The organism is Pseudokineococcus lusitanus (assembly GCF_003751265.1).
Taxonomy (GTDB): domain Bacteria; phylum Actinomycetota; class Actinomycetes; order Actinomycetales; family Quadrisphaeraceae; genus Pseudokineococcus; species Pseudokineococcus lusitanus.
On record NZ_RJKN01000001.1, the window covers coordinates 370,565 to 390,420 of the forward strand.

At 76.7% G+C, this 19,856-nt stretch carries 17 protein-coding genes; 10 read left to right on the top strand and 7 right to left on the bottom strand.

The window, feature by feature from the left end; translation table 11 throughout:
* Nucleotides 1-7: 7 nt before the first annotated feature.
* Nucleotides 8-1,096: a glycine cleavage system aminomethyltransferase GcvT gene (gcvT, locus tag EDC03_RS01650; RefSeq protein WP_422393783.1), complete on the bottom strand. Its 1,089-nt coding sequence runs from the start codon at nt 1,094-1,096 to the stop codon at nt 8-10.
* A gap of 234 nt (nt 1,097-1,330) precedes the next feature.
* On the opposite strand from gcvT, the gene EDC03_RS01655 reads away from it, so the two are divergent.
* Complete coding sequence (locus EDC03_RS01655) at nt 1,331-2,842, top strand: leucyl aminopeptidase (RefSeq protein WP_123378444.1); 1,512 nt, start codon at nt 1,331-1,333, stop codon at nt 2,840-2,842.
* Nucleotides 2,843-3,103: 261 nt separating this feature from the next.
* Here the strand turns inward: EDC03_RS01655 and EDC03_RS18340 are convergent, their stop codons facing one another.
* The 3 genes from EDC03_RS18340 to EDC03_RS01670 form a co-directional block, all read right to left on the bottom strand.
* Nucleotides 3,104-3,463 (bottom strand): GntR family transcriptional regulator, encoded by a 360-nt coding sequence (locus EDC03_RS18340; RefSeq protein ID WP_123378445.1) that lies wholly within the window; start codon nt 3,461-3,463, stop codon nt 3,104-3,106.
* Nucleotides 3,460-4,461 (bottom strand): hypothetical protein, encoded by a 1,002-nt coding sequence (locus tag EDC03_RS01665; protein WP_123378446.1) that lies wholly within the window; start codon nt 4,459-4,461, stop codon nt 3,460-3,462. The genes EDC03_RS18340 and EDC03_RS01665 overlap by 4 nt, the downstream gene beginning before the upstream one ends.
* Before the next feature lie 94 nt (nt 4,462-4,555).
* Entirely contained in the window at nt 4,556-4,921 is a 366-nt protein-coding gene (locus EDC03_RS01670) for an oxidoreductase (protein ID WP_199719844.1), read from the bottom strand.
* Nucleotides 4,922-5,182: 261 nt separating this feature from the next.
* On the opposite strand from EDC03_RS01670, the gene lpdA reads away from it, so the two are divergent.
* The 3 genes from lpdA to EDC03_RS01685 all read left to right on the top strand — a co-directional run bounded on the left by lpdA (nt 5,183) and on the right by EDC03_RS01685 (nt 9,695).
* Nucleotides 5,183-6,580, top strand: coding sequence for a dihydrolipoyl dehydrogenase (gene lpdA, locus EDC03_RS01675; protein WP_241966968.1), 1,398 nt, complete (start codon nt 5,183-5,185; stop codon nt 6,578-6,580).
* 83 nt (nt 6,581-6,663) lie between these two features.
* Nucleotides 6,664-8,601: a 2-oxoglutarate dehydrogenase, E2 component, dihydrolipoamide succinyltransferase gene (gene sucB, locus EDC03_RS01680; protein WP_123378448.1), complete on the top strand. Its 1,938-nt coding sequence runs from the start codon at nt 6,664-6,666 to the stop codon at nt 8,599-8,601.
* Between the two features lie 194 nt (nt 8,602-8,795).
* A complete protein-coding gene (locus EDC03_RS01685) occupies nt 8,796-9,695 on the top strand; it encodes a TIGR01777 family oxidoreductase (protein WP_123378449.1) in 900 nt (299 codons plus the stop codon).
* A gap of 33 nt (nt 9,696-9,728) precedes the next feature.
* Here EDC03_RS01685 and EDC03_RS01690 read toward each other — a convergent pair whose 3' ends face one another.
* Nucleotides 9,729-11,480, bottom strand: coding sequence for a serine/threonine-protein kinase (locus EDC03_RS01690; protein ID WP_158674161.1), 1,752 nt, complete (start codon nt 11,478-11,480; stop codon nt 9,729-9,731).
* A gap of 126 nt (nt 11,481-11,606) precedes the next feature.
* Between EDC03_RS01690 and EDC03_RS01695 the strand changes: the two genes are divergently transcribed.
* On the top strand, nt 11,607-12,353 hold the full coding sequence (locus EDC03_RS01695; RefSeq protein ID WP_123378451.1) for a Type 1 glutamine amidotransferase-like domain-containing protein: 747 nt from the start codon (nt 11,607-11,609) through the stop codon (nt 12,351-12,353).
* A gap of 40 nt (nt 12,354-12,393) precedes the next feature.
* On the opposite strand, the gene EDC03_RS01700 is transcribed toward EDC03_RS01695, so the two are convergent.
* The gene (locus EDC03_RS01700) at nt 12,394-13,491 is read right to left on the bottom strand and encodes a Gfo/Idh/MocA family protein (RefSeq protein WP_123378452.1); all 1,098 of its coding nucleotides are present in this window, start codon (nt 13,489-13,491) and stop codon (nt 12,394-12,396) included.
* A gap of 68 nt (nt 13,492-13,559) precedes the next feature.
* Between EDC03_RS01700 and lipB the strand changes: the two genes are divergently transcribed.
* The 4 genes from lipB (at nt 13,560) to EDC03_RS01720 (ending at nt 17,630) form a co-directional block, all read left to right on the top strand.
* The gene (gene lipB / locus EDC03_RS01705) at nt 13,560-14,237 is read left to right on the top strand and encodes a lipoyl(octanoyl) transferase LipB (RefSeq protein ID WP_123378453.1); all 678 of its coding nucleotides are present in this window, start codon (nt 13,560-13,562) and stop codon (nt 14,235-14,237) included.
* Nucleotides 14,238-14,280: 43 nt separating this feature from the next.
* Nucleotides 14,281-15,714, top strand: coding sequence for a serine hydrolase domain-containing protein (locus EDC03_RS01710; protein WP_241966969.1), 1,434 nt, complete (start codon nt 14,281-14,283; stop codon nt 15,712-15,714).
* Between the two features lie 64 nt (nt 15,715-15,778).
* Nucleotides 15,779-16,783, top strand: a complete 1,005-nt coding sequence (gene lipA, locus EDC03_RS01715; protein WP_199719845.1) for a lipoyl synthase — start codon at nt 15,779-15,781, stop codon at nt 16,781-16,783.
* Between the two features lie 58 nt (nt 16,784-16,841).
* The gene (locus EDC03_RS01720; protein WP_123378454.1) at nt 16,842-17,630 is read left to right on the top strand and encodes a DUF4191 domain-containing protein; all 789 of its coding nucleotides are present in this window, start codon (nt 16,842-16,844) and stop codon (nt 17,628-17,630) included.
* A 128-nt stretch (nt 17,631-17,758) separates the two neighbouring features.
* On the opposite strand, the gene EDC03_RS01725 is transcribed toward EDC03_RS01720, so the two are convergent.
* On the bottom strand, nt 17,759-18,175 hold the full coding sequence (locus EDC03_RS01725; RefSeq protein WP_123378455.1) for an RDD family protein: 417 nt from the start codon (nt 18,173-18,175) through the stop codon (nt 17,759-17,761).
* A gap of 199 nt (nt 18,176-18,374) precedes the next feature.
* Between EDC03_RS01725 and glnA the strand changes: the two genes are divergently transcribed.
* Nucleotides 18,375-19,799, top strand: a complete 1,425-nt coding sequence (gene glnA / locus EDC03_RS01730; protein WP_123378456.1) for a type I glutamate--ammonia ligase — start codon at nt 18,375-18,377, stop codon at nt 19,797-19,799.
* The last annotated feature ends 57 nt before the right edge of the window (nt 19,800-19,856 follow it).

Genomic DNA, 19,856 nt, shown 5'->3' on the forward strand with positions numbered 1-19,856 from the left:
CGGGCGGTCAGGCCTTCGTGCGGTCGGGGACGAACGGCGGCCGCACGACACGGCAGCGCAGGGCACGGCCGCGGACGTCGACGGCGACGACGTCGTCGGCCGCCGCCCGGGCGTCGAGCAGCGCGAGCGCCACGCCGACGCCGAGCGTCGGGGAGAAGGTGCCCGACGTCGTCGTGCCCAGCTCCTGCCCGTCAACGTCGAGGACCTGCAGGCCGGCGCGCAGGACGCCGCGGCCCTCGGCCAGCAGCCCCCACGCGCGGCGCGACGGGCCGGCCTCCTTCTCGGCGACGAGGACGTCGCGGCCCCAGAACTCGGGCTTGCGCCAGCCCACGGCCCAGCCGACGCGCGCCTGCACCGGGGTGATGTCGGCGGTCAGCTCGTGGCCGTGGAGGGCGTAGCCCATCTCGGTGCGGAGGGTGTCCCTGGCTCCGAGCCCGGCGGGCAGCCCGCCGCGGGCGCGGACCTGCTCGACGGCGGCGTCCCAGAGCTCGCCCGCGTCGTCCCAGCGGGGCAGCAGCTCGTAGCCGCGCTCCCCCGTGTAGCCGGTGCGGCAGACGACGACGGGCCGGCCGCGCCACGACGCGTCCACCCAGCCCATGTAGTCGGCGCCGACGGGCAGGCCGAGCGCGTGGAGCACGCCGTCGGCCTCGGGGCCCTGGACGGCGAGGACGGCGTGCTCGCGGTGCTCGTCGACCACCTCGACGCCGGCCGGCGCGGCCGCGCGCAGGCGCGCGGCCACCTCGCCGGCGTTGGCGGCGTTGGGGACGGTGAAGACCTCGTCGTCGCCGCGCAGGTAGGCGATGAGGTCGTCGACGACGCCCCCGCGCTCGTCGCAGCACAGGGAGTACTGGGCGCGGCCCGGCGCGATGCGCCCGAGGTCGTTGGTCAGGCAGCGGTCGACGAACGCCGCCGCCCCGGCGCCGCGGACGCGCACCTTGCCGAGGTGGCTCACGTCGAAGACGCCGACGGCCTCGCGGACCGCGCGGTGCTCCGCGACGACGCCGCCGCCCGCGTGCTCCAGGGGCATCGACCAGCCGCCGAAGTCGGCCATCTTGGCGCCGGCGGCCACGTGCCGGTCGTGGAGCGGGCCGCGCAGGGGGCCCGGCGCCGGGGCGTCGGCCGCCTCCTCGCGGACGACGTCCACCTGGTCGGCGGCGCGCTCCGCGGCGCGGTCGGCGGCCTCGGGCGCGGGCCTGGTCCCCTCGGGCGTCGTCACGGGGGCGACCCTAGCGACGGCCCCACCGCCGGGCGCCGCGCCGTGGGTGCCGGGCGGGCGCGGACGTCGGCGCACGCCGGGTGCGCCGTCGGAGGGCGTGGGTAGCCTCGCCGGATGACCACCGTGAGCCTGCAGAACAAGGACGCGGCGTCCGTCTCCGCGGACGCCGTCGCCCTCGCCGTCGCCTCGACCGAGGACGGCCCCCGCCTCCTCGCCGACCTGCCGCGGGCCCTGCGCTGGCTGCCCGGCTCTCTCGCGTCGCTCGGCGTCACGGGCGCGGCCGACGAGGTCGTCAAGGTCGCCTCCGCCGGCGGCGCCTCCGCCGGGGTCCTCGTGCTGACGGGCGTCGGCAAGATCACCGGCGACGTCCCCGACCACGAGCGCCTGCGCCGCGCGGCCGGTGCCGCGGCCCGCGCCGCCGCCGGCCTCGGGACCCTCGCGCTGGCCCTGCCGTCGGCGGGCGTCGAGGACGGCGTCGCCGCCGTCGAGGGCGCCCTCCTCGGCGCCTACGCCTACTCCACCTACAAGGAGAAGAGCGCGAAGGCGCAGAAGGCGCCGGTGGGCGAGGTCGTCCTCCTCACCTCCGCGACCCGCGACAAGAAGCTCAAGGCCGGCGTGGAGCGCGCGGGCGTCCTCGCCGACGCCGTGGCCGCCACGCGCGACCTCGTCAACGCGCCGCCCTCGGACCTCTACCCCGAGGCCTTCGCCGGCATCGCCTCGCGCGCCGCCAAGGAGCACGGGCTCAAGATCACCGTCCTCGACGACCAGCAGCTCCGCGACGGCGGCTACGGCGGCCTCACCGGCGTCGGCCAGGGCTCGGTGCGCGGCCCCCGCCTCGTCAGCGTGCGGTACTCCCCGCGCGGCGCCACCGCCGACGTCGCCCTCGTCGGCAAGGGCATCACCTTCGACTCCGGCGGCCTCTCCCTCAAGCCCGCCGCGTCGATGGAGACGATGAAGTGCGACATGGCCGGCGCCGCGGCGGTGCTGCAGACGGTCGTCGCCGCCGCCCGCCTCAAGCTGCCCGTGGCCGTCACCGGCTGGCTCTGCCTGGCCGAGAACATGCCGTCGGGCACGGCCATGCGGCCGTCGGACGTCATCTCGATCTACGGCGGCCGCACGGTCGAGGTGCTCAACACCGACGCCGAGGGCCGGCTCGTCATGGCCGACGGCCTCGTGGCCGCCTCCGAGACCAAGCCCGACCTGCTCCTCGACGTCGCCACCCTCACGGGCGCGCAGATGGTCGCGCTCGGCGCCCGCGTGTCGGCCGTCATGGCCGACGACGAGGCCGTCGGCCGCCGCGTCGTCGCCGCGGCGGACCGCTCGGGCGAGCAGTTCTGGCCCATGCCGCTGCCCGAGGAGCTGCGCGCCGGCCTCGACAGCCAGGTGGCCGACATCAGCAACATGGGCGAGCGCTTCGGCGGCATGCTCGTCGCCGGCCTCTTCCTGCGGGAGTTCGTCGGCCGCACCGGCGGGGAGGGCAGTCCCCGCATCCCGTGGGCGCACCTCGACATCGCCGGCCCGGCCTTCAACGAGCGCGGCCCCTGGGGCTACACGGGCAAGGGCGGCACGGGTGTCGCCGTCCGCACGCTCGTCCAGCTCCTCGAGGACACGGGCGCCGGTCGCTGACCGACCCACCGCCGACGACGGCCGCCGCCCCGCCCGGGACGGCGGCCGTCGTCGTGCCAGGCTCGTGCGGGGGCACGCCGACCGGGGAACGCCCGGACCGGCCGCGCACCGACCGGGGAACGCCCGGACCGGCCGCGCACCGACCGGGGAACGCCCGGACCGGCCGGGAGGCCCTGCACCGGTCAGCCCGTTCCCCGGTCGCCCGTCGACCGGGCAGGACGCTCCCCGGTCGAGGTGCAGGCCGCCCTCCCGGCTGCCCCGTCAGGCGGGGCCGAGGGCGGCGCGGACCAGCGCCACCGCGCGCTCGGGGTCGAGCCCGAGCCGGCGGACCCGCTCGGCGTAGGCGCCGGCGGCCGCGACGGCCTCGGCCTCGGCGTCGCCGCGCGGGGCGACGACGGTCCCGGCCCGGCCGCGCGTCTCGACGACGCCGTCCGCCTCGAGCTCCTTGTAGGCGCGGGCCACGGTGCCCGCCGCCACGCCGAGGTCGGCGGCGAGACGCCGCACCGGCGGCAGCCGCTCCCCCGGTGCGAGGTCGCCGGCGTCGACGGCGGCGACGACCTGGGACCGCAGCTGCTCGTACGGCGGGACGGGTGAGCCGGCGTCGACGGACAGGAGGTTCACGGCGTCGGCCCCGCCGCCATGCCGGTCCCCGGACGGATGCCGTGGACGTCCTCGCCGACGAGCAGCGCCTCGGTGTCCGGCCAGAGCCGCTCGCGCGAGCGCCGCTCGGCGGGGCGGACGAGCGCGGAGACGAGGACGGCCACGGCCAGGCCCATGACCAGCAGCGGGAGCCAGGTCACCGGCGCGCTGCCGCCGAGCCCCCAGGCGGTGGCCGCGGTGGGCCAGGTCTGGAGGCAGGTCACGAGCGCCAGCAGGAGCGGCAAGGACACGAGGTCCCGGAGGAGCTGCCCGCGCAGCACGTCGTCCCACGCCAGCTCGAGCGCGCTGCCGGCCGGCTGCTGCTGCGCCAGCACCCGGCGGCAGACGAGCTCCAGGGCGACGAGGGCGACGACCAGCACGGCTGCGGCGGCGGCCGGGGCGACGACGACCGACCAGGCCACCCGTCCCACGGAGGCGGCGACGGCGAGGCCGGCGGCCGCCGCCGCGGACAGGCCGACGACCAGGCGCACGGCCCCGGTCTCCGGGTGAGGGACGTAGTCGGCGAGGTGCGGCGACCTGACCCGCGCCACCCGTGGGGCCCCCAGCACCGGCTGCTGCAGCGCCTGGTGGCCCGCGACGAGGGCGGAGGCCGTGGCACGCCCGGCGAGGAGCAGGGCCACCGCGAGGAGCAGGGGCAGCCAGTCGGCTCCGTCCGGCACGGCCACGGGCGAGCCGTCCGGGACGCCGGTCGCGCGGGCGACGAGCACGACGGCCAGGACGAGGACGGCGACGACGAGGCCGCCGCAGGCCGCGGCGAGGTCCCTCCGCAGCATCCGCTCGACGACGCGCTCCTGCAGGGCAGCCCCTCTGGCGCCGCTCGACGCCGGCATGGGGAGCCCGGCCCTCAGGGCCAGGGGCTCGACGACCCGCTCCCCGGACGGCGGCCGACGGACGGCCACCAGCCGCCGGACGACCTGGAGCAGGGACAGACCGGTGAGGACGGACCAGACGACGACCACGGCGGGACCCCTCGGAGACCGACGACGGCTGGGACGTCGATCAACGTATCGACCCATGTATCGCCGGTCAAGGACAACGGCCGGTACGAAGTGCTCAGGGACGCCGGCGTGCGGCCTTCTCGGCCGCCCGCTTCTTGGCGTTCCAGTCCCGCATCCGCTGCGGGTAGCCGGTGAAGTTGACGTCGTAGAAGGGCATCGCGAGGTCCTGCGCGAAGCGGCGGGCCGTGGCGGCGTCGGGGACGCGGCGCCGCGTCCACTCGCCGTCCGTCGCGATGAGCAGGAGCGTGAGGCCGGTGTCGTGCGTGGCCGGCTCGAGGTAGGCCTCCACGCCGACGCGGGTCCGCGCGAAGTCGGTGAGGTGCGCGGAGGACTCGCCCTTCTGGGCGCGGCTGGGCTCGGCCGTCGCGCCGCCCTCGGCACCGGCGGTCGCCCGCCCGAGCACCCGGGACCACCAGCCCATGCCGACCTCCGTACCGCCGTCGTCGCGCCGGGGTGGCCCCCGGTCGCCCGCCACGGTAGCCGCGCGCAGCTCGCCGGGACCCCCGTGCGGCCTGGGAGCCACCTGTGGAGCAGCGCTGCCGCCCCGCCGCGGCGGGCCCGGCGGCGTCCCGTTCCCCGCCCCGGACGGGGTAGTGCCAGGATGGGCCCGCCTCCGGCCCGGGCGCGCAGACCGCGGCGACCGGCGGGGGCAGGTCCGTCCAGCGAGCCCGAGGAGCCACGCGTGCCCGAGTCCACCGCCGACTTCGACGTCGTCGTCCTGGGGGGTGGCAGCGGGGGGTACTCCGCCGCCTTCCGCGCCGCCGAGCTGGGCCTGTCGGTCTGCCTCGTCGAGAAGGCCGAGCTGGGGGGCACCTGCCTGCACCGCGGCTGCATCCCCACCAAGGCGCTCCTGCACACGGCCGAGGTGGCCGACGCCGCCCGCCACGCGGAGAGCTTCGGCGTGCAGGCGTCCTACCAGGGCATCGACATCGCCACGGTCAACAAGTACAAGGACGGCATCATCAGCCGCCTGTACAAGGGCCTGCAGGGCCTCGCCAAGGCCCACAAGATCACGCTGGTCGCCGGCACCGGCCGTCTCGTGTCCCCGGGCACCGTCGAGGTCGACGGGCAGCGCTACACCGGCAAGGACGTCGTCCTCGCCACCGGCTCCTACTCTAAGAGCCTGCCCGGCCTGGAGATCGGCGGCCGCGTCATCACGAGCGAGCAGGCCATCAAGCTGGACGTCGTGCCCGAGCGCGTCGTCGTCCTCGGCGGCGGCGTCATCGGCTGCGAGTTCGCCAGCGTCTGGAAGTCCTTCGGCGTCGACGTGACCATCGTCGAGGCGCTCCCCCGCCTGGTCGCCGTCGAGGACGAGGCCGCCAGCAAGGCGCTCGAGCGGGCCTTCAAGAAGCGCAAGATCAACTTCTCCACCGGCGTCCGCTTCAAGGGCGTCACCCAGGACGACAGCGGCGTCCACGTCGAGCTGGAGGACGGCAAGACCTTCGACGCCGACCTCATGCTCGTCGCCGTGGGCCGCGGCCCCTCGACGCAGGGGCTCGGCTACGAGGAGGCCGGCGTCACGGTCGACCGTGGCTTCGTCATCACCGACGAGCGGCTCCGCACGGGCGTCGAGACCGGCAACGGCGGGCACGTCTACGCCGTCGGCGACATCGTCCCGGGCCTCCAGCTCGCCCACCGCGGCTTCGCGCACGGCGTCTTCGTCGCCGAGGAGATCGCCGGCCAGCAGCCGGCCCCCGTCGTCGACGCGCTCATCCCCCGGGTCACGTACTCCAACCCCGAGATCGCCTCCGTCGGCCTCACCGAGCGCCAGGCGCGCGAGCTGCACGGCGACGACGCCGTGGAGGTCCTCGAGTACAACCTCGGCGGCAACGGCAAGAGCCAGATCATCGGCACGCAGGGCTTCGTCAAGCTCGTGCGGCAGAAGGACGGGCCGGTCGTCGGCTTCGTGGCCGTCGGCGAGCGCATGAGCGAGCAGATCGGCGAGGCGCAGCTCATCGTCAGCTGGGAGGCCTTCCCCGAGGAGGTCGCCGCCCTCGTGCACGCGCACCCCACCCAGAACGAGGCGCTCGGCGAGGCCCACATGGCCCTCGCCGGCAAGCCCCTGCACAGCCACGCCTGACCGACCGCCCGAGGCACCGTCCCGCCGTCACGACGTCCGCCCCAGCCGCAGCGCGAGCGGTGGGCACCAGAACAGGAGACCCCATGTCCCAGTCCGTGCAGATGCCCGCCCTCGGCGAGAGCGTCACGGAGGGCACCGTCACCCGCTGGCTCAAGCAGGTGGGCGAGTCCGTCGAGGTCGACGAGCCGCTGCTCGAGGTGTCCACCGACAAGGTCGACACCGAGGTGCCCTCGCCCTTCGCGGGGACGCTGCAGAAGATCCTCGTCGAGGAGGACGAGACGGTCGAGGTCGGCGCCGACCTCGCCGTCATCGGCGACGGCGAGGCCTCCGGCGACGACTCCTCCGACGGCGGCCAGGAGCAGGCGTCCACGCCCGAGCAGCCGTCCGAGCCCGAGCCGGCCCCCGCCGCGCAGGAGCCCGCGCCGCAGGCGTCGGGCGACCAGGGCGGCGACCAGGGCGGCGAGGGCACGCCCGTCGTCATGCCGGCGCTCGGCGAGAGCGTCACCGAGGGCACCGTCACCCGCTGGCTGAAGTCCGAGGGCGAGACCGTCGAGCTCGACGAGCCGCTGCTCGAGGTGTCCACCGACAAGGTCGACACCGAGATCCCTTCTCCCGTGGCGGGCCTCATCACGAAGATCCTCGTCGGCGAGGACGAGACGGTCGCCGTCGGCACCGACCTCGCGATCGTCGGCGGCTCCGCCGACGGCGGCAGCGGCCAGGGCGGGCAGGCCGAGGAGGCCGCCGCCCCCGCCCCGGGCGGCACGGACGACGTCCAGGACCTCGGGGACGAGGCGCAGGCCCGCGAGGCCGCGAAGGACGAGGCGGAGCAGAAGGCCGAGCAGGGCACCGACACGCCCTCCGAGGACCGGCAGACCTCGTCCGCGCCCGAGCCCGACGACCGCCAGGCCCCCCCGGCCGGCCAGTCGGAGCCGGAGCAGGCGAAGGAGCAGGACTACTCGAGCGCCCCGCAGGTGGCCACGGGCACCGCGCAGCCGGAGGCGACGCCCGCCCCCGGTGCCGCCGGCAGCACCGCGCAGCCCCCCACGGGCGGCGCCGGCTACGTCACCCCGCTCGTGCGCCGGCTGGCGCAGCAGCACGGCGTCGACCTCTCGACGCTGACCGGCACAGGGGTCGGCGGGCGCCTGCGCAAGCAGGACGTCCTCGCCGCCGCCGAGAAGGCGCAGCAGGCCCCCGAGCCCGCCGCCGCGCCCGCCGCCCCGGCGCCCGCGCCCGCCGCGGCCCCGGCGTCGTCCGGCCCGTCGGTGGTCCAGAAGACCCGCGAGACGGCGGCGTCCGTCGCCTCCAAGCGCGGCACGACCGAGAAGATGTCGCGCCTGCGCAAGGTCATCGCGCAGCGCATGGTCGAGTCGCTCCAGGTCTCGGCGCAGCTCACGAGCGTCGTCGAGGTGGACCTCACCCGCGTGGCCCGGCTCCGGGCGCGCGCCAAGTCCTCCTTCGAGCAGCGCGAGGGCGGCAAGCTCTCGTTCATGCCGTTCTTCGCGCTGGCGGTGACGGAGGCGCTCAAGGCGTACCCGCAGGTCAACGCGAGCGTCGAGGGCGACTCGGTCGTCTACCACGCGCAGGAGAACATCGGCATCGCCGTCGACACCGAGCGCGGGCTGCTCGTCCCCGTCATCAAGGACGCGGGCGACCTCAACCTCGCGGGGCTCAACAAGCGCATCGCCGACCTGGCGGAGCGCACCCGCACCAACAAGGTGACGCCCGACGACCTGGCCGGCGGCACGTTCACCATCACGAACACCGGCAGCCGCGGCGCCCTGTTCGACACGCCGATCATCAACCAGCCGCAGGTGGCCATCCTCGGCACCGGGGCCATCGTCAAGCGTCCCGTCGTCGTCTCCGACGGCGAGGGCGGCGAGACGATCGCGATCCGCTCGATGATGTACCTGGCCCTGTCGTACGACCACCGCATCGTCGACGGCGCGGACGCGGCCCGCTTCCTGTCGACGCTCAAGGCGCGGCTGGAGGAGGGCGACTTCGCCTCCGAGCTCGGCCTCTGACGCACGGCTCCTCCCGAGGGCCCCGACGCCACCACGGCGTCGGGGCCCTCGGGCGTCCGGGCCCGGCCGGCGACGCCACCGCTGGCCGAGGCCCGCCGCCTGGGGTCCCATGGGCCCATGACCGCCGCACCCGCCGCCACCCCGGGGCCCGGCCTCCCCGCCGCGCCCGCCGACGTCCGTGCGGGGGGCCTGCGGTGAGGGTCGTCGTCGCCGGCGCGTCCGGCCTCATCGGCACGGCGCTCCGCGAGCGGCTGGCCGGGCTGGGGCACGACGTCGTCCGGCTCGTGCGGCGCGAGGTCGAGGGACCGGGCGAGGTCCGGTGGGACCCCTCGCGCGGCCGGCTCGACGAGGCCGACCTCGAGGGCGTCGACGCGGCGGTGTGCCTCTCGGGGGCCGGGGTCGGGGACAAGCGCTGGACCCCCGCCTACCAGCGGGAGATCCTCTCGTCCCGCACGGAGACGACGCGGACGCTCGCCGAGGCCCTCGCCCGCACGCGGCCGCGCCCGGCCGTCCTCGTCCAGGGCTCGGCCGTCGGCGTCTACGGCCACCGCGGCGAGGAGGTCCTCACGGAGACCTCGCCGCCCGGGTCGTCCTTCCTCGCCGACGTCGTCGTCGACTGGGAGGCCGCCGCACGGCCGGCCCAGGACGCCGGCATCCGGACCGCCTTCGCCCGGACCGGCCTCGTCATGGCTCCCGGGGCGGGTGCCTTCGGGCGGCTGCTCCCCCTCGTCAGGCTCGGCGTCGGCGGCCCGCTGGGCGACGGCCGCCAGTGGTGGCCGTGGATCACGCTCGTCGACGAGGTGGACGCCATCGTCCACCTGCTGACGACCGAGGTGGAGGGCCCGGTCAACCTCGCCTCGCCCCAGCCGGTCCGCAACGTCGAGCTGACACGGGCGCTGGGGAAGGCCGCCGGGCGCCCCACCGTCGTCCCGGCGCCGCGGCTCGCCCTCCGTCTGGCGCTGGGCGGCTTCGCCGACGAGATCCTCGCCAGCCAGCGGGTGGTCCCGGAGGTGCTGGCCGCCTCCGGCTTCACCTTCACGCACCCGGACGTCGTGTCCGCCTCGCGGTGGCTGCTGGAGCAGTCCTCGTCCTGACGTCGCGGCGGCGCCCGCCGGACGGAGGGGCCGTCACGACGGCGCCGGCGCTGCCGTGACCTCGGCGACGCGCCACGAGGCGCCCCACCGCTCGAGGAGGAGACGGGCCGCCACGTCCGCCGCCGCCGGCACCTCCGCGAGCACGGTGCCGTCCTCGGCCACGAGCCGGTGGGCCGACGTCGTGGTCCGGACGTCGACCGGGACGCGGCCGTCGTCGTCGGCCTCCGCCGCCGACGCGACGAGCACCGTCACGTCGAGACCGTCCAGCCGGGCCCCTCGGCGCTCGAGGTCCTCGACGAGCGCCGTGTCCCGCTCCTCCGCGGGCGACCCCGGGACGACGACGTCCGCCAGCAGCGCGCGGTCCGCCACGGCGAGCGCCCGGGCCCGGAGGTCGGCGAGCGCGGCGACGGCCGTCGCGGGCGGGACCGCCGCCGCGGCCGGCGACGGCGTCGCCCCAGCCGGTGGTGCGGCGGACGGCGGGACGGTGGTCGCCGAGGGGGCCGCGGTCGGCGCCGCCGCGGGCACGGCCTCCGGCGGCGGCACCGGTCCCGGGGCGACGAGGACCGGGACGAGCAGCGCCAGCAGGAGGGCGAGCACGACGACGACGCCCGCCGCGAGGAGGGACCGGCGTCCGCCCACGCCGCGCAGGACCCGACGCCGCCGGCGCGCGCCGACCTCAGGCGGCGGCACCGCCCGGGCGGCCTGCCGCACGCGGTGGGTCACCACCTCGTCCGCCGGCGCGTCGGGGTCGACCCGCACGAGACGCACCGGCTCCGGCGCCGCGGCGTCGAACGCCCGGCTCGCGAGCTCCCGTGGCGCGGGACGCCGTCCCTCGTCCTCCTCGAGGCAGTCCTCGACCAGGTCGACGAGGGCCCGCGGCAGGTCCGGCCGCAGGACGACGAGCGGTGCGCGCTCCGTCGGCGGGCCGGGCACCCGGCCGGTGAGGGCGTGCCAGGCGCAGGCGCCCAGCGCGTGCACGTCGCCCGCCGGGGTCGCCGGGCCGCCCCCGGCGCGGCGGGCGTCGGCGTAGCCCGCGGTCACCTCGACGTCGTCGTCGCCCGGCCGCCCGGCGGTCCGGGCGCCGCAGCCCTCGAGCGCCGCCGTCCCGAGGTCGGCGAGCAGCGGGCGGCCGTCCTCGGCGAGCAGGACGTTGCCGGGGCTCACGTCCCCGTGCACGAGGCCGCCGTCGTGGAGGTCCGCCAGGAGACCGGCCAGCGGCACGAGGAGGGTCGTCACCTCCGCCGGCCCGAGCGGGCCGCGCGCGGCCACGAGCGCCCCGAGGCTGCCGCCCGCCGCGTGGTCGAGGACGAGGACCGGGCGGGGCCGGGGCTCGTCCGTCGCCGTGAGGTGGCGGAGGCGGACGAGGTGGGGGTGGTCGAGCGCGGTGAGCAGCGCGGCCTCCCCCTCGAGGCGCCGTCGCGCCGCGGCGTCGCCGGCCACGGACGTCCGGAGCACCTTGAGGACCGCGGGCGACCCGTCGGCGCCGGCGACCGGGTCGACCGGGTCGGCCCGCCAGACCTCCCCGGTCCCGCCGCGCCCCAGCGGGCGCAGCAGCCGCCAGCCCGGCACGACGGGCGCGCCGGGCGGCGCCGCCGCGGTCCCCCCGTCGGACGCCGCCGGTGCCCGTCCGGCCGCCGCCGCAGGCGGGGACGACGTCGGCCCGAGCGGCCAGGCGGCGGGGACCGCCGTCGGCCCGACGGCCCCCAGCTCGCGCCACCAGGCGTCGTCCCCCGCGACCGCGCGCCGTCGTCGCCCGTCCCTGCCCGCTGCGTGCCGTCCGCCCACGGGCGCATCCCACCGCCTCCGGGGCCGGTCCCGCAGACGTCGTCCACAGGCCCGCGGACGTCGGGACGTGCGCACCGGGACGGCCCTCCGTCACCGCGCCGGCGGTGCGCGGAGCAGGATGAGCGGGTGCCTGCCGACGCGCCCACCGTCCTCGCGACCTCCGGCGGTCTCCGCGAGGGGGACCGCACCCGCTACGCGTGGGGGCCGCTCGTCCACCACGCGGTCGGGCTGTCCGGCGTGACGGGGCGGGCGCCGCGGCTCGTCCACGTCGGCACCGCGGGCGGTGACCAGCGGGCCTTCGCCGCGGAGCTGACCGACGCGTCCCGCGTCGCGGGCTTCTCCCTGCAGCACCTGTCGCTGCTGCCCATGCCCTCGCACGAGGACGTCCGGGGGCTGCTGCTGGGGGCCGACGTCGTCTGGGTCGGAGGCGGCAGCGTGGCCGGGCTGCTGGCCCTGTGGCGCCTGCACGACCTCGGCCCGGCCCTCGAGGAGGCCTGGCGGGCGGGCGTCGTCCTCGCCGGCGTCAGCGCGGGGTCGCTGTGCTGGCACGTCGGCGGGCCGACGGACTCCTTCGGGCCGGACCTCCGCCTCGTCACCGACGGCCTGGCGCTGCTGCCGTACGGCAACGGCGTCCACTACGACTCCGAGGCGCAGCGCCGCCCGCTCGTGCAGCGCTCCGTCGCCGCCGGGGACCTGCCGCTGACGTACTGCACGGACGACGGCGTGGGCCTGCACTACCGGGGCACGGACCTCGTCGAGGTCGTCTCCGAGCGCCGCGGCGCCGCCGGGTGGCGGGTCGGGCGGGAGGAGAACGGCGCCGTGCCGCGGGCGGTCGAGGAGCGCCTCGAGCCGCGGCTGCTGCCGGGCGCCTGAGCGCACCCGCGCCGGGCGGCCCGGGCGACGCGGGCCGAGGTCAGGCGAGGTCGGGCACGACGACCGCCTCCACCGTCCCGTCGCGCGCGCTGCGGCGGGCGGCGTCGAGCACCGCGAGCACGGCGACGGCGTCCGCCGGGTCCACCGGCCACGGGCCCCGGCCGCGCACCGCGAGCGCCGCGGCGCGGTAGAGGTCGGCGTGGGACCCGGGCGCCGTCGGCACCGGCGTCCGCTCCTCGCCGCGGACGACCCACCCCGTCGCGCCGGGGGCGTCGTCGAGCACGCCGGCGAAGCCGGTGACCTCCTCCTCGAAGGGGACGACGACGTACGCCCCGCGCGTGCCGAGCACCCGCGTGCGCGGCCCCGGCGCGCCCGCCGCGCTGACCGCCGACAGGTGGCTGCGGGCGCCGGACGCGTGGCGCAGGGCGAGGAAGGTCGTGTCCTCCGCCGGGGTCGTCACCGCCGAGACCTCCGCGTAGACCGCCTCGACGGGGCCGAGGAGCTGCGTCGCGCCGTCGACGAGGTGGCTGTGGAGGTCGAGCAGGAGCCCGCCGCCCTCGGACGCGGGGGCGTTCTCGCGCCACCGGTCCTTCGGCACCGGCCGCCAGCGCTCCCACCGGCGCTCGAGGCGGAGGACCTCGCCGACCTCCCCGGTGCCGAGGAGGGCGGCGAGGGTCCGCTGCTCGTCGTCCCAGCGGCGGTTCTGGAAGACGGTCAGCGGGACGCCGGCCGCGCGGGCGGCCCGCACGCAGCGGGCCGCGCCGGCCGCGTCGACGGCCAGCGGCTTGTCGACGAGCACGGGGGCGCCGGCGGCCACGCAGGCGAGCACCTGCTCCTCGTGCACGCCCGTCGGCGAGGCGAGCACGACGAGCTCCACGCCCGCCTCCTCCCGGCCCGCGAGGACGGCGTCGAGGTCGGGCACCACGCGCGCCCGCGGGAGGTCCTCGGCCACGGCGGCCGCACGCTCGGCGGACGACGTCGCCACCACCGCGACCTCGACCCCCGCCTCGCGCAGCAGCGGCAGGTGGATGGTGCGGCCGGAGCTGCCGTAGCCGACGAGGGCGACCCGGACCGGGTCCTGCGGCGAGCGGACGGGCCCGGGGGCGGACGCGGCGCGGGGACGGGGCGCGGTCGGCATGGCCGCATCCTCCCGCCCCGGCCCGAGCCCGGCACGGGCCCCCGCCCGGCCGGGCGTACCGTCGTGGCATGCGCTTCGAGCACGTCGGGTTCGGCCAGGACGCGGTGGAGTACCGGCGGGGGTGGGCGCTGCAGCGGGAGCGGCACGCCGACGTCGTCGCCGGCGGCGAGGACCACGTCCTCCTCCTCGAGCACGAGGCGGTCTACACCGCCGGCAAGCGCACGCTCGACCGCGAGCGCCCCGTCGACGGCACGCCCGTCGTCGACGTCGACCGCGGCGGCAAGATCACCTGGCACGGGCCCGGCCAGCTCGTCGGCTACCCGCTCGTCCGGCTCCCCGACCCCGTGGACGTCGTCGCCTACGTGCGCCGGCTCGAGCAGGTGCTCATGGACGCGTGCGCGGAGCTCGGGCTGGCGACGGCGCGGGTCGAGGGCCGCAGCGGCGTCTGGGTGCTGGCCGACCCGCCCTCGGCCGACGGGCTGCCCGGCCGGCGCGACCGCAAGGTCGGCGCCATCGGCATCCGCGTCGCGCAGGGCGTGACGATGCACGGCTTCGCGCTCAACTGCGACAACACCCTCGACGGCTTCGGCGGCATCGTGCCGTGCGGCATCCCCGACGCCGACGTGACGACGCTGTCGGCCGAGCTCGGCCGCCACGTCACCGTCGCCGAGGCGCTTCCCGTCGTCGAGCGGCACCTGCGCGCCACGCTGCCGGCGGCCGCGCCGGCCACCACCGCCGCCGTCTGACCCGGACGCCGCCCGGCGCCGCCGGGGGGCCATCCTGGGGCCCGTGCCCGACGACGCCCCCGCCGCCCCGCCCGCCGACGCCGTGCTCCTCCCGAGCACGACGACGCGGCTCACCTCCCTGCTGGCCCGCGAGCAGGTCGAGCGGCGCCTGCCCTCGGTCGTCGCCGGCCTCGTCCGCGACGGGCGGCTCGTGTGGTGGGGCGCCCGGGGCGACGCCGCGGGCCCCGGCGCGCCGGCCGCTCCCCCGGCGCCGACGACGCGCTACCGCATCGGCTCCATCACGAAGTCGCTCGTCGCCACCGCCGTCCTGCGGGCGCACGACGACGACCTCGTCGACCTCGAGGACCCGGTCGGCCGGCACCTGCCCGAGCTGGGGACGGCGCGCGAGGACGTCGGCGCCCTCACCGTCGGGCAGCTGCTCGGCCAGGCCTCCGGCCTGCAGGCGGAGAACGACGGGGCGGGCCCCTGGTGGGAGCGCACGCCGGGCGGCGACTGGGCGGCCCTGGCGCCCGCGCTGACGGCCGACGCCCGCCGGCACCGCCCCGGCGTCCGGTTCCACTACTCCAACACCGGGTACGCCGTCCTCGGCGAGCTCCTCGCGCGGCTGCGCGGGCGCCCGTGGGCCGACGTCCTGCGGACGGACGTGCTCGAGCCGCTCGGGATGGACCGCGCCGGGCTGCGGCGCGACGACGACTCCGCCGCCGGGCTCGCCGTGCACCCGTGGGCCGACGTCGTCCTGCCGGAGCCCGAGCACGACGCCGGGGCCATGGCGCCGGCCGGCCAGGTGTGGGCCACCGTCCCGGACCTCGCCCGCTTCGCCGCCCTGCTCGCGGGGACGGCGGGGGTCGAGGTCGTCCGGCCGTCGACGCTCGCCCTCATGACGCAGCCCCAGGTGGTCGACGACCCGCGCACGGGGCCGTGGGCGGGCGGCTACGGGCTCGGGCTCCAGCTGTGGAACGCCGGCGGGCGACGGCTCGTCGGCCACAGCGGCTCGATGCCCGGCTTCGTCGCGATGCTGCAGGTGGACGCCGCGACGGGCGACGGCGTCGTCGCGATGACCAACTCGACGACGGGCTTCGGCGACCTCGCCACGCGGCTCCTCGACGTCCTCGGCGAGGCCGAGCCCCGGCTGCCCGCCGCGTGGGCGCCGCGGCCGGTCGCCGACGACGTGCTCGAGCTCGTCGGCCCCTGGTACTGGGGCCCCTCGCCGCTCGTCGTCCGCGCCGAGGCGGACGGCCTCCTGCTCGAGGGGCTCGGGCGCCCGGCCCGCGCCTCCCGCTTCCGTCGCTCCCCCGCCGACGACGGCACGTGGGTCGGGCTCGACGCCTACTACGCCGGCGAGCGGCTGCGCGTGCGGCGCGGAGCCGACGGGGCGCCGTCGCACCTCGACCTCGCGACCTTCCGCCTCACCCGCACCCCGTACGACCCGGCCGGGGACGTCCCCGGCGGCGTCGACGACGGCGGCTGGCGCGCCTGACCGCCCGGGCCGCCCCGCCCCGGGTCGGCCCGGGACGGGCGCGGCGCGCGCGTACGCTGGTGCGGTGACGGTCGCACCCGAGGGACGCAAGATGCTGCGCGTCGAGGCGCGCAACGCCGAGACCCCCATCGAGAAGAAGCCCTCGTGGATCCGCACGAAGGCGAAGATGGGCCCGGAGTACTCCGAGCTGAAGAGCCTCGTGAAGCGCGAGGGGCTCCACACGGTGTGCGAGGAGGCGGGCTGCCCCAACATCTTCGAGTGCTGGGAGGACCGCGAGGCCACCTTCCTCATCGGCGGCGAGCAGTGCTCGCGCCGCTGCGACTTCTGCCAGATCGACACCGGGCGCCCCTCGCCGCTGGACCGCGACGAGCCCCGCCGCGTCGCCGAGAGCGTCCAGGCCATGGGCCTGCGCTACGCCACGGTCACCGGGGTCGCCCGTGACGACCTGCCCGACCAGGGCGCCTGGCTCTACGCCGAGACCATCCGCGCCATCCGGACCCTCAACCCGGGCACCGGCGTCGAGATCCTCGTCCCCGACTTCAACGCGGTGCCCGAGCTCGTCGGGCAGGTGCTCGACGCCGGCCCGCAGGTCTTCGCGCACAACGTCGAGACGGTGCCGCGCATCTTCAAGCGCATCCGCCCCGCCTTCCGGTACGAGCGCTCCCTCGACGTCATCACCCAGGGCCGCGACGCCGGGCACGTGACGAAGTCCAACCTCATCCTCGGCATGGGCGAGACGATCGAGGAGGTGCTGGAGGCGCTGCGCGACCTGCACGGCGCCGGCTGCGACCTCGTCACCATCACCCAGTACCTGCGCCCGAGCCCCCGCCACCACCCCGTCGAGCGGTGGGTCCGGCCGGAGGAGTTCGTCGAGCTGCGCGACGCCGCCGAGGAGATGGGCTTCGCCGGCGTCATGAGCGGGCCGCTCGTGCGCTCGTCGTACCGTGCCGGCCGGCTCTGGGCCGGGGCGATGAAGCGCCGCGGCGCCGTCATCCCCGCGGAGCTGGCCCACCTCGACGTCGAGCAGCCCGCGCGCCAGGAGGCCTCGAGCCTGCTGTCCCGCTCGTGACGCGGAGCACCCGGGCGGGCGGCCGGAGCCGCCCGGGTGCCGCCGTATCCTGAGCGGCATGGCACGCCGCGCAACCCCTCCGCCCCCGCCCGCCGCCCCTGCCGGGACCACGGGCAAGGGGCCGCTCGCCGCCATCCGGCGTCGTCGTGCGCGGCCGAAGTTCGGCCCGGACGGCCGCCCCACCGGCCGCATCGCCCAGATGCGCCAGGTCTACTCGATGACCCGGCGGGAGGACCCGTCGGTCCGCTGGTGGATGCTAGGCGTCGTCGTCGCGGTCTTCGCCGTGGCGGTGCCGGTCGGCTTCCTCGTCGGCCACCCGATCTACCTCACCGTCATCGCGCTCCCGCTGGCCGTCCTCGGCGCGATGGTCGTCCTCGCCCGCAAGGCCGAGGCCGCCGCCTACAAGCAGATCGAGGGGCGCCCCGGCGCCGCCGGCGCGGCGCTGCGCTCCATCCGCCGCGGCTGGGACATCACCGAGGAGCCGGTCGCCGTCGACCCGCGCACCCAGGACTCCGTCTTCCGCGGCGTCGGCCGGGCCGGTGTCGTCCTCGTCGGCGACGGCCCGCCCCACCGCGTCGGCAAGCTGCTCGAGGCCGAGCGCCGCAAGGTGACCCGCGTCCTGCCGAGCGTCCCCGTCCACGTCCTGCAGGCCGGGACGGGCGAGGACCAGGTGCCGCTGGCCAAGCTGCCGCGCAAGGTCCAGCGCCTCAAGCCGGTCATGACGAAGAACGAGCTCTCCGAGGTGAACCGCCGCCTCAAGGCCATCGGCGGCATGCGCCTGCCGGTGCCCAAGGGCATCGACCCGATGCGCGCCCGCCCGGACCGCAAGGCCGTCCGCGGGCGCTGACGCCGGCCGGTCGACGAGGGGGTACCGCGACGCGGTGCCCCCTCTCGCCGTCCCACCCCGCGACGTGCGGCCATGACGCGCGCGCAGCAGCACCACCACCCCCGACGTGTGACCTCGTCGGGCGCGGGTCAGCGGCGGAGCAGCACCGTGCCGACGAGCCGGTCGTGCAGGCCCCGGGAGTCGGTGTCCCAGATGACCGCGGGGACGACGAGGCACAGCAGGACGGCGCGACCGAGCGCGCGAAGCGGGCCCGCCCACCCGAGGTCGGCGCGGACCACGCGCATCCCCAGCAGCAGGTGACCAGGGCTCCCGCCGAGCGTCGCGACGCCGACGGCGTGCAGGACGCCGAAGACGAGCAGGACCACCCACGGGTCGCCGCCCAGCAGCGCCTCGGTGACGAGCAGCGCCAGCAGCCAGTCGACGACGACGCCGGCCACCCGCCGTCCGACCCTGGCCAGCGAGCGGGTCCCCGCCTTCGGGAGACCGAGGCCGGACCCCGGCCAGTCGGCGCCGTCGGCGGGGGGCAGGGGCGGGCTGGACGGCACGCCGCCACGGTATCCGGCAGGCTCGTGGGCCTCCTCGGCATGTCGGTCCCGGCGCGGACGCAACACGCCGGAAACATGGCGGTCACGGAGGAGCAACGACGCGTCCCTAGCGTCCGCCCCAGGTCAGCCCCTCGCCCGACCCCTGCGGGGACCGACGGCACGTCCGTCGCCCCGCGGTCCCGAGCCCACAGGAGAGTGGATGTTCACCAACGCCGACGAGGTCATCGCGTACATCAAGGACAACGACGTCAAGTTCGTCGACGTCCGGTTCTGCGACCTCCCCGGGGTGATGCAGCACTTCACCGTCCCCGCCAAGAGCGTGGACGAGGACTTCTTCACCACGGGCCAGATGTTCGACGGCTCCTCGATCCGTGGCTTCCAGGCCATCCACGAGTCGGACATGAAGCTCGTCCCCGACGTCGAGACGGCGTTCGTCGACCCCTTCCGCACGGAGAAGACGCTCGTCGTCAACTTCGGCATCGTCGACCCCTTCACGGACGAGGCCTACTCGCGCGACCCGCGCCAGATCGCCCGCCGCGCCGAGCAGTACCTCGCGTCGACCGGCATCGCCGACACCGCCTTCTTCGCGCCCGAGGCCGAGTTCTACGTCTTCGACGACGTGCGGTTCGAGACCAACCAGCACGAGAGCTACTACCACATCGACTCCATCGAGGGCGCCTGGAACACCGGTCGCAAGGAGGAGGGCGGCAACCTCGGGCACAAGACGCCCTACAAGGGCGGCTACTTCCCCGTCCCGCCGGTCGACCACTTCGCCGACCTGCGCGACCAGATGGTCCTGGCCCTGGACGCCCTCGGCCTCGAGGTCGAGCGCGCCCACCACGAGGTCGGCACCGCCGGCCAGGCCGAGATCAACTACAAGTTCGACACGCTGTTCAAGTCGGCCGACAAGGTCATGCTGTTCAAGTACGTCATCAAGAACGTGGCGCACCAGCACGGCAAGACGGCCACCTTCATGCCGAAGCCCCTCTTCGGCGACAACGGCTCGGGCATGCACGTGCACCAGTCGCTGTGGAAGGACGGCTCGCCGCTGTTCTACGACGAGCGCGGCTACGGCGGCCTCTCGGACATGGCCCGCTGGTACATCGGCGGCCTCCTCAAGCACGCGCCGTCGCTGCTGGCCTTCACCAACCCGACGGTGAACAGCTTCCACCGCCTGGTCCCGGGCTACGAGGCGCCGGTCAACCTCGTGTACTCGGCCCGGAACCGCTCGGCGTGCGTCCGCATCCCGATCACGGGCAGCAACCCCAAGGCCAAGCGCATCGAGTTCCGCGTGCCGGACCCGTCGAGCAACCCGTACCTCGCCTTCGCGGCGATGCTCATGGCGGGCCTCGACGGCATCCAGAACCGCATCGAGCCCCCGGCCCCGGTCGACAAGGACCTCTACGAGCTCCCGCCCGAGGAGCACGCGGCCATCGACCAGGTCCCCGGCTCGCTGAGCGAGGTCCTCGACGCCCTCGAGGCCGACCACGAGTACCTCACCCGCGGCGGGGTCTTCACCGAGGACCTCATCGAGACCTGGATCGACTACAAGCGGACCAACGAGATCGACCCGATCCGCTTCCGTCCGCACCCCCACGAGTTCGAGATGTACTTCGATATCTGAGTCCTCGTCCCGTCACCGCAGCCCCCGCCGGTCCGCCGGCGGGGGCTGCGGTGCGTC

Coding starts and splice junctions, on each gene's coding strand:
- sucB (WP_123378448.1), top strand. CDS start 6,664: ATGTCCCAGTCCGTGCAGATGCCCGCCCTCGGCGAGAGCGTCACGGAG.
- EDC03_RS01655 (WP_123378444.1), top strand. CDS start 1,331: ATGACCACCGTGAGCCTGCAGAACAAGGACGCGGCGTCCGTCTCCGCG.
- EDC03_RS01670 (WP_199719844.1), bottom strand. CDS start 4,921: ATGGGCTGGTGGTCCCGGGTGCTCGGGCGGGCGACCGCCGGTGCCGAG.
- glnA (WP_123378456.1), top strand. CDS start 18,375: ATGTTCACCAACGCCGACGAGGTCATCGCGTACATCAAGGACAACGAC.
- EDC03_RS01720 (WP_123378454.1), top strand. CDS start 16,842: ATGGCACGCCGCGCAACCCCTCCGCCCCCGCCCGCCGCCCCTGCCGGG.
- lipB (WP_123378453.1), top strand. CDS start 13,560: ATGCGCTTCGAGCACGTCGGGTTCGGCCAGGACGCGGTGGAGTACCGG.
- EDC03_RS01700 (WP_123378452.1), bottom strand. CDS start 13,491: ATGCCGACCGCGCCCCGTCCCCGCGCCGCGTCCGCCCCCGGGCCCGTC.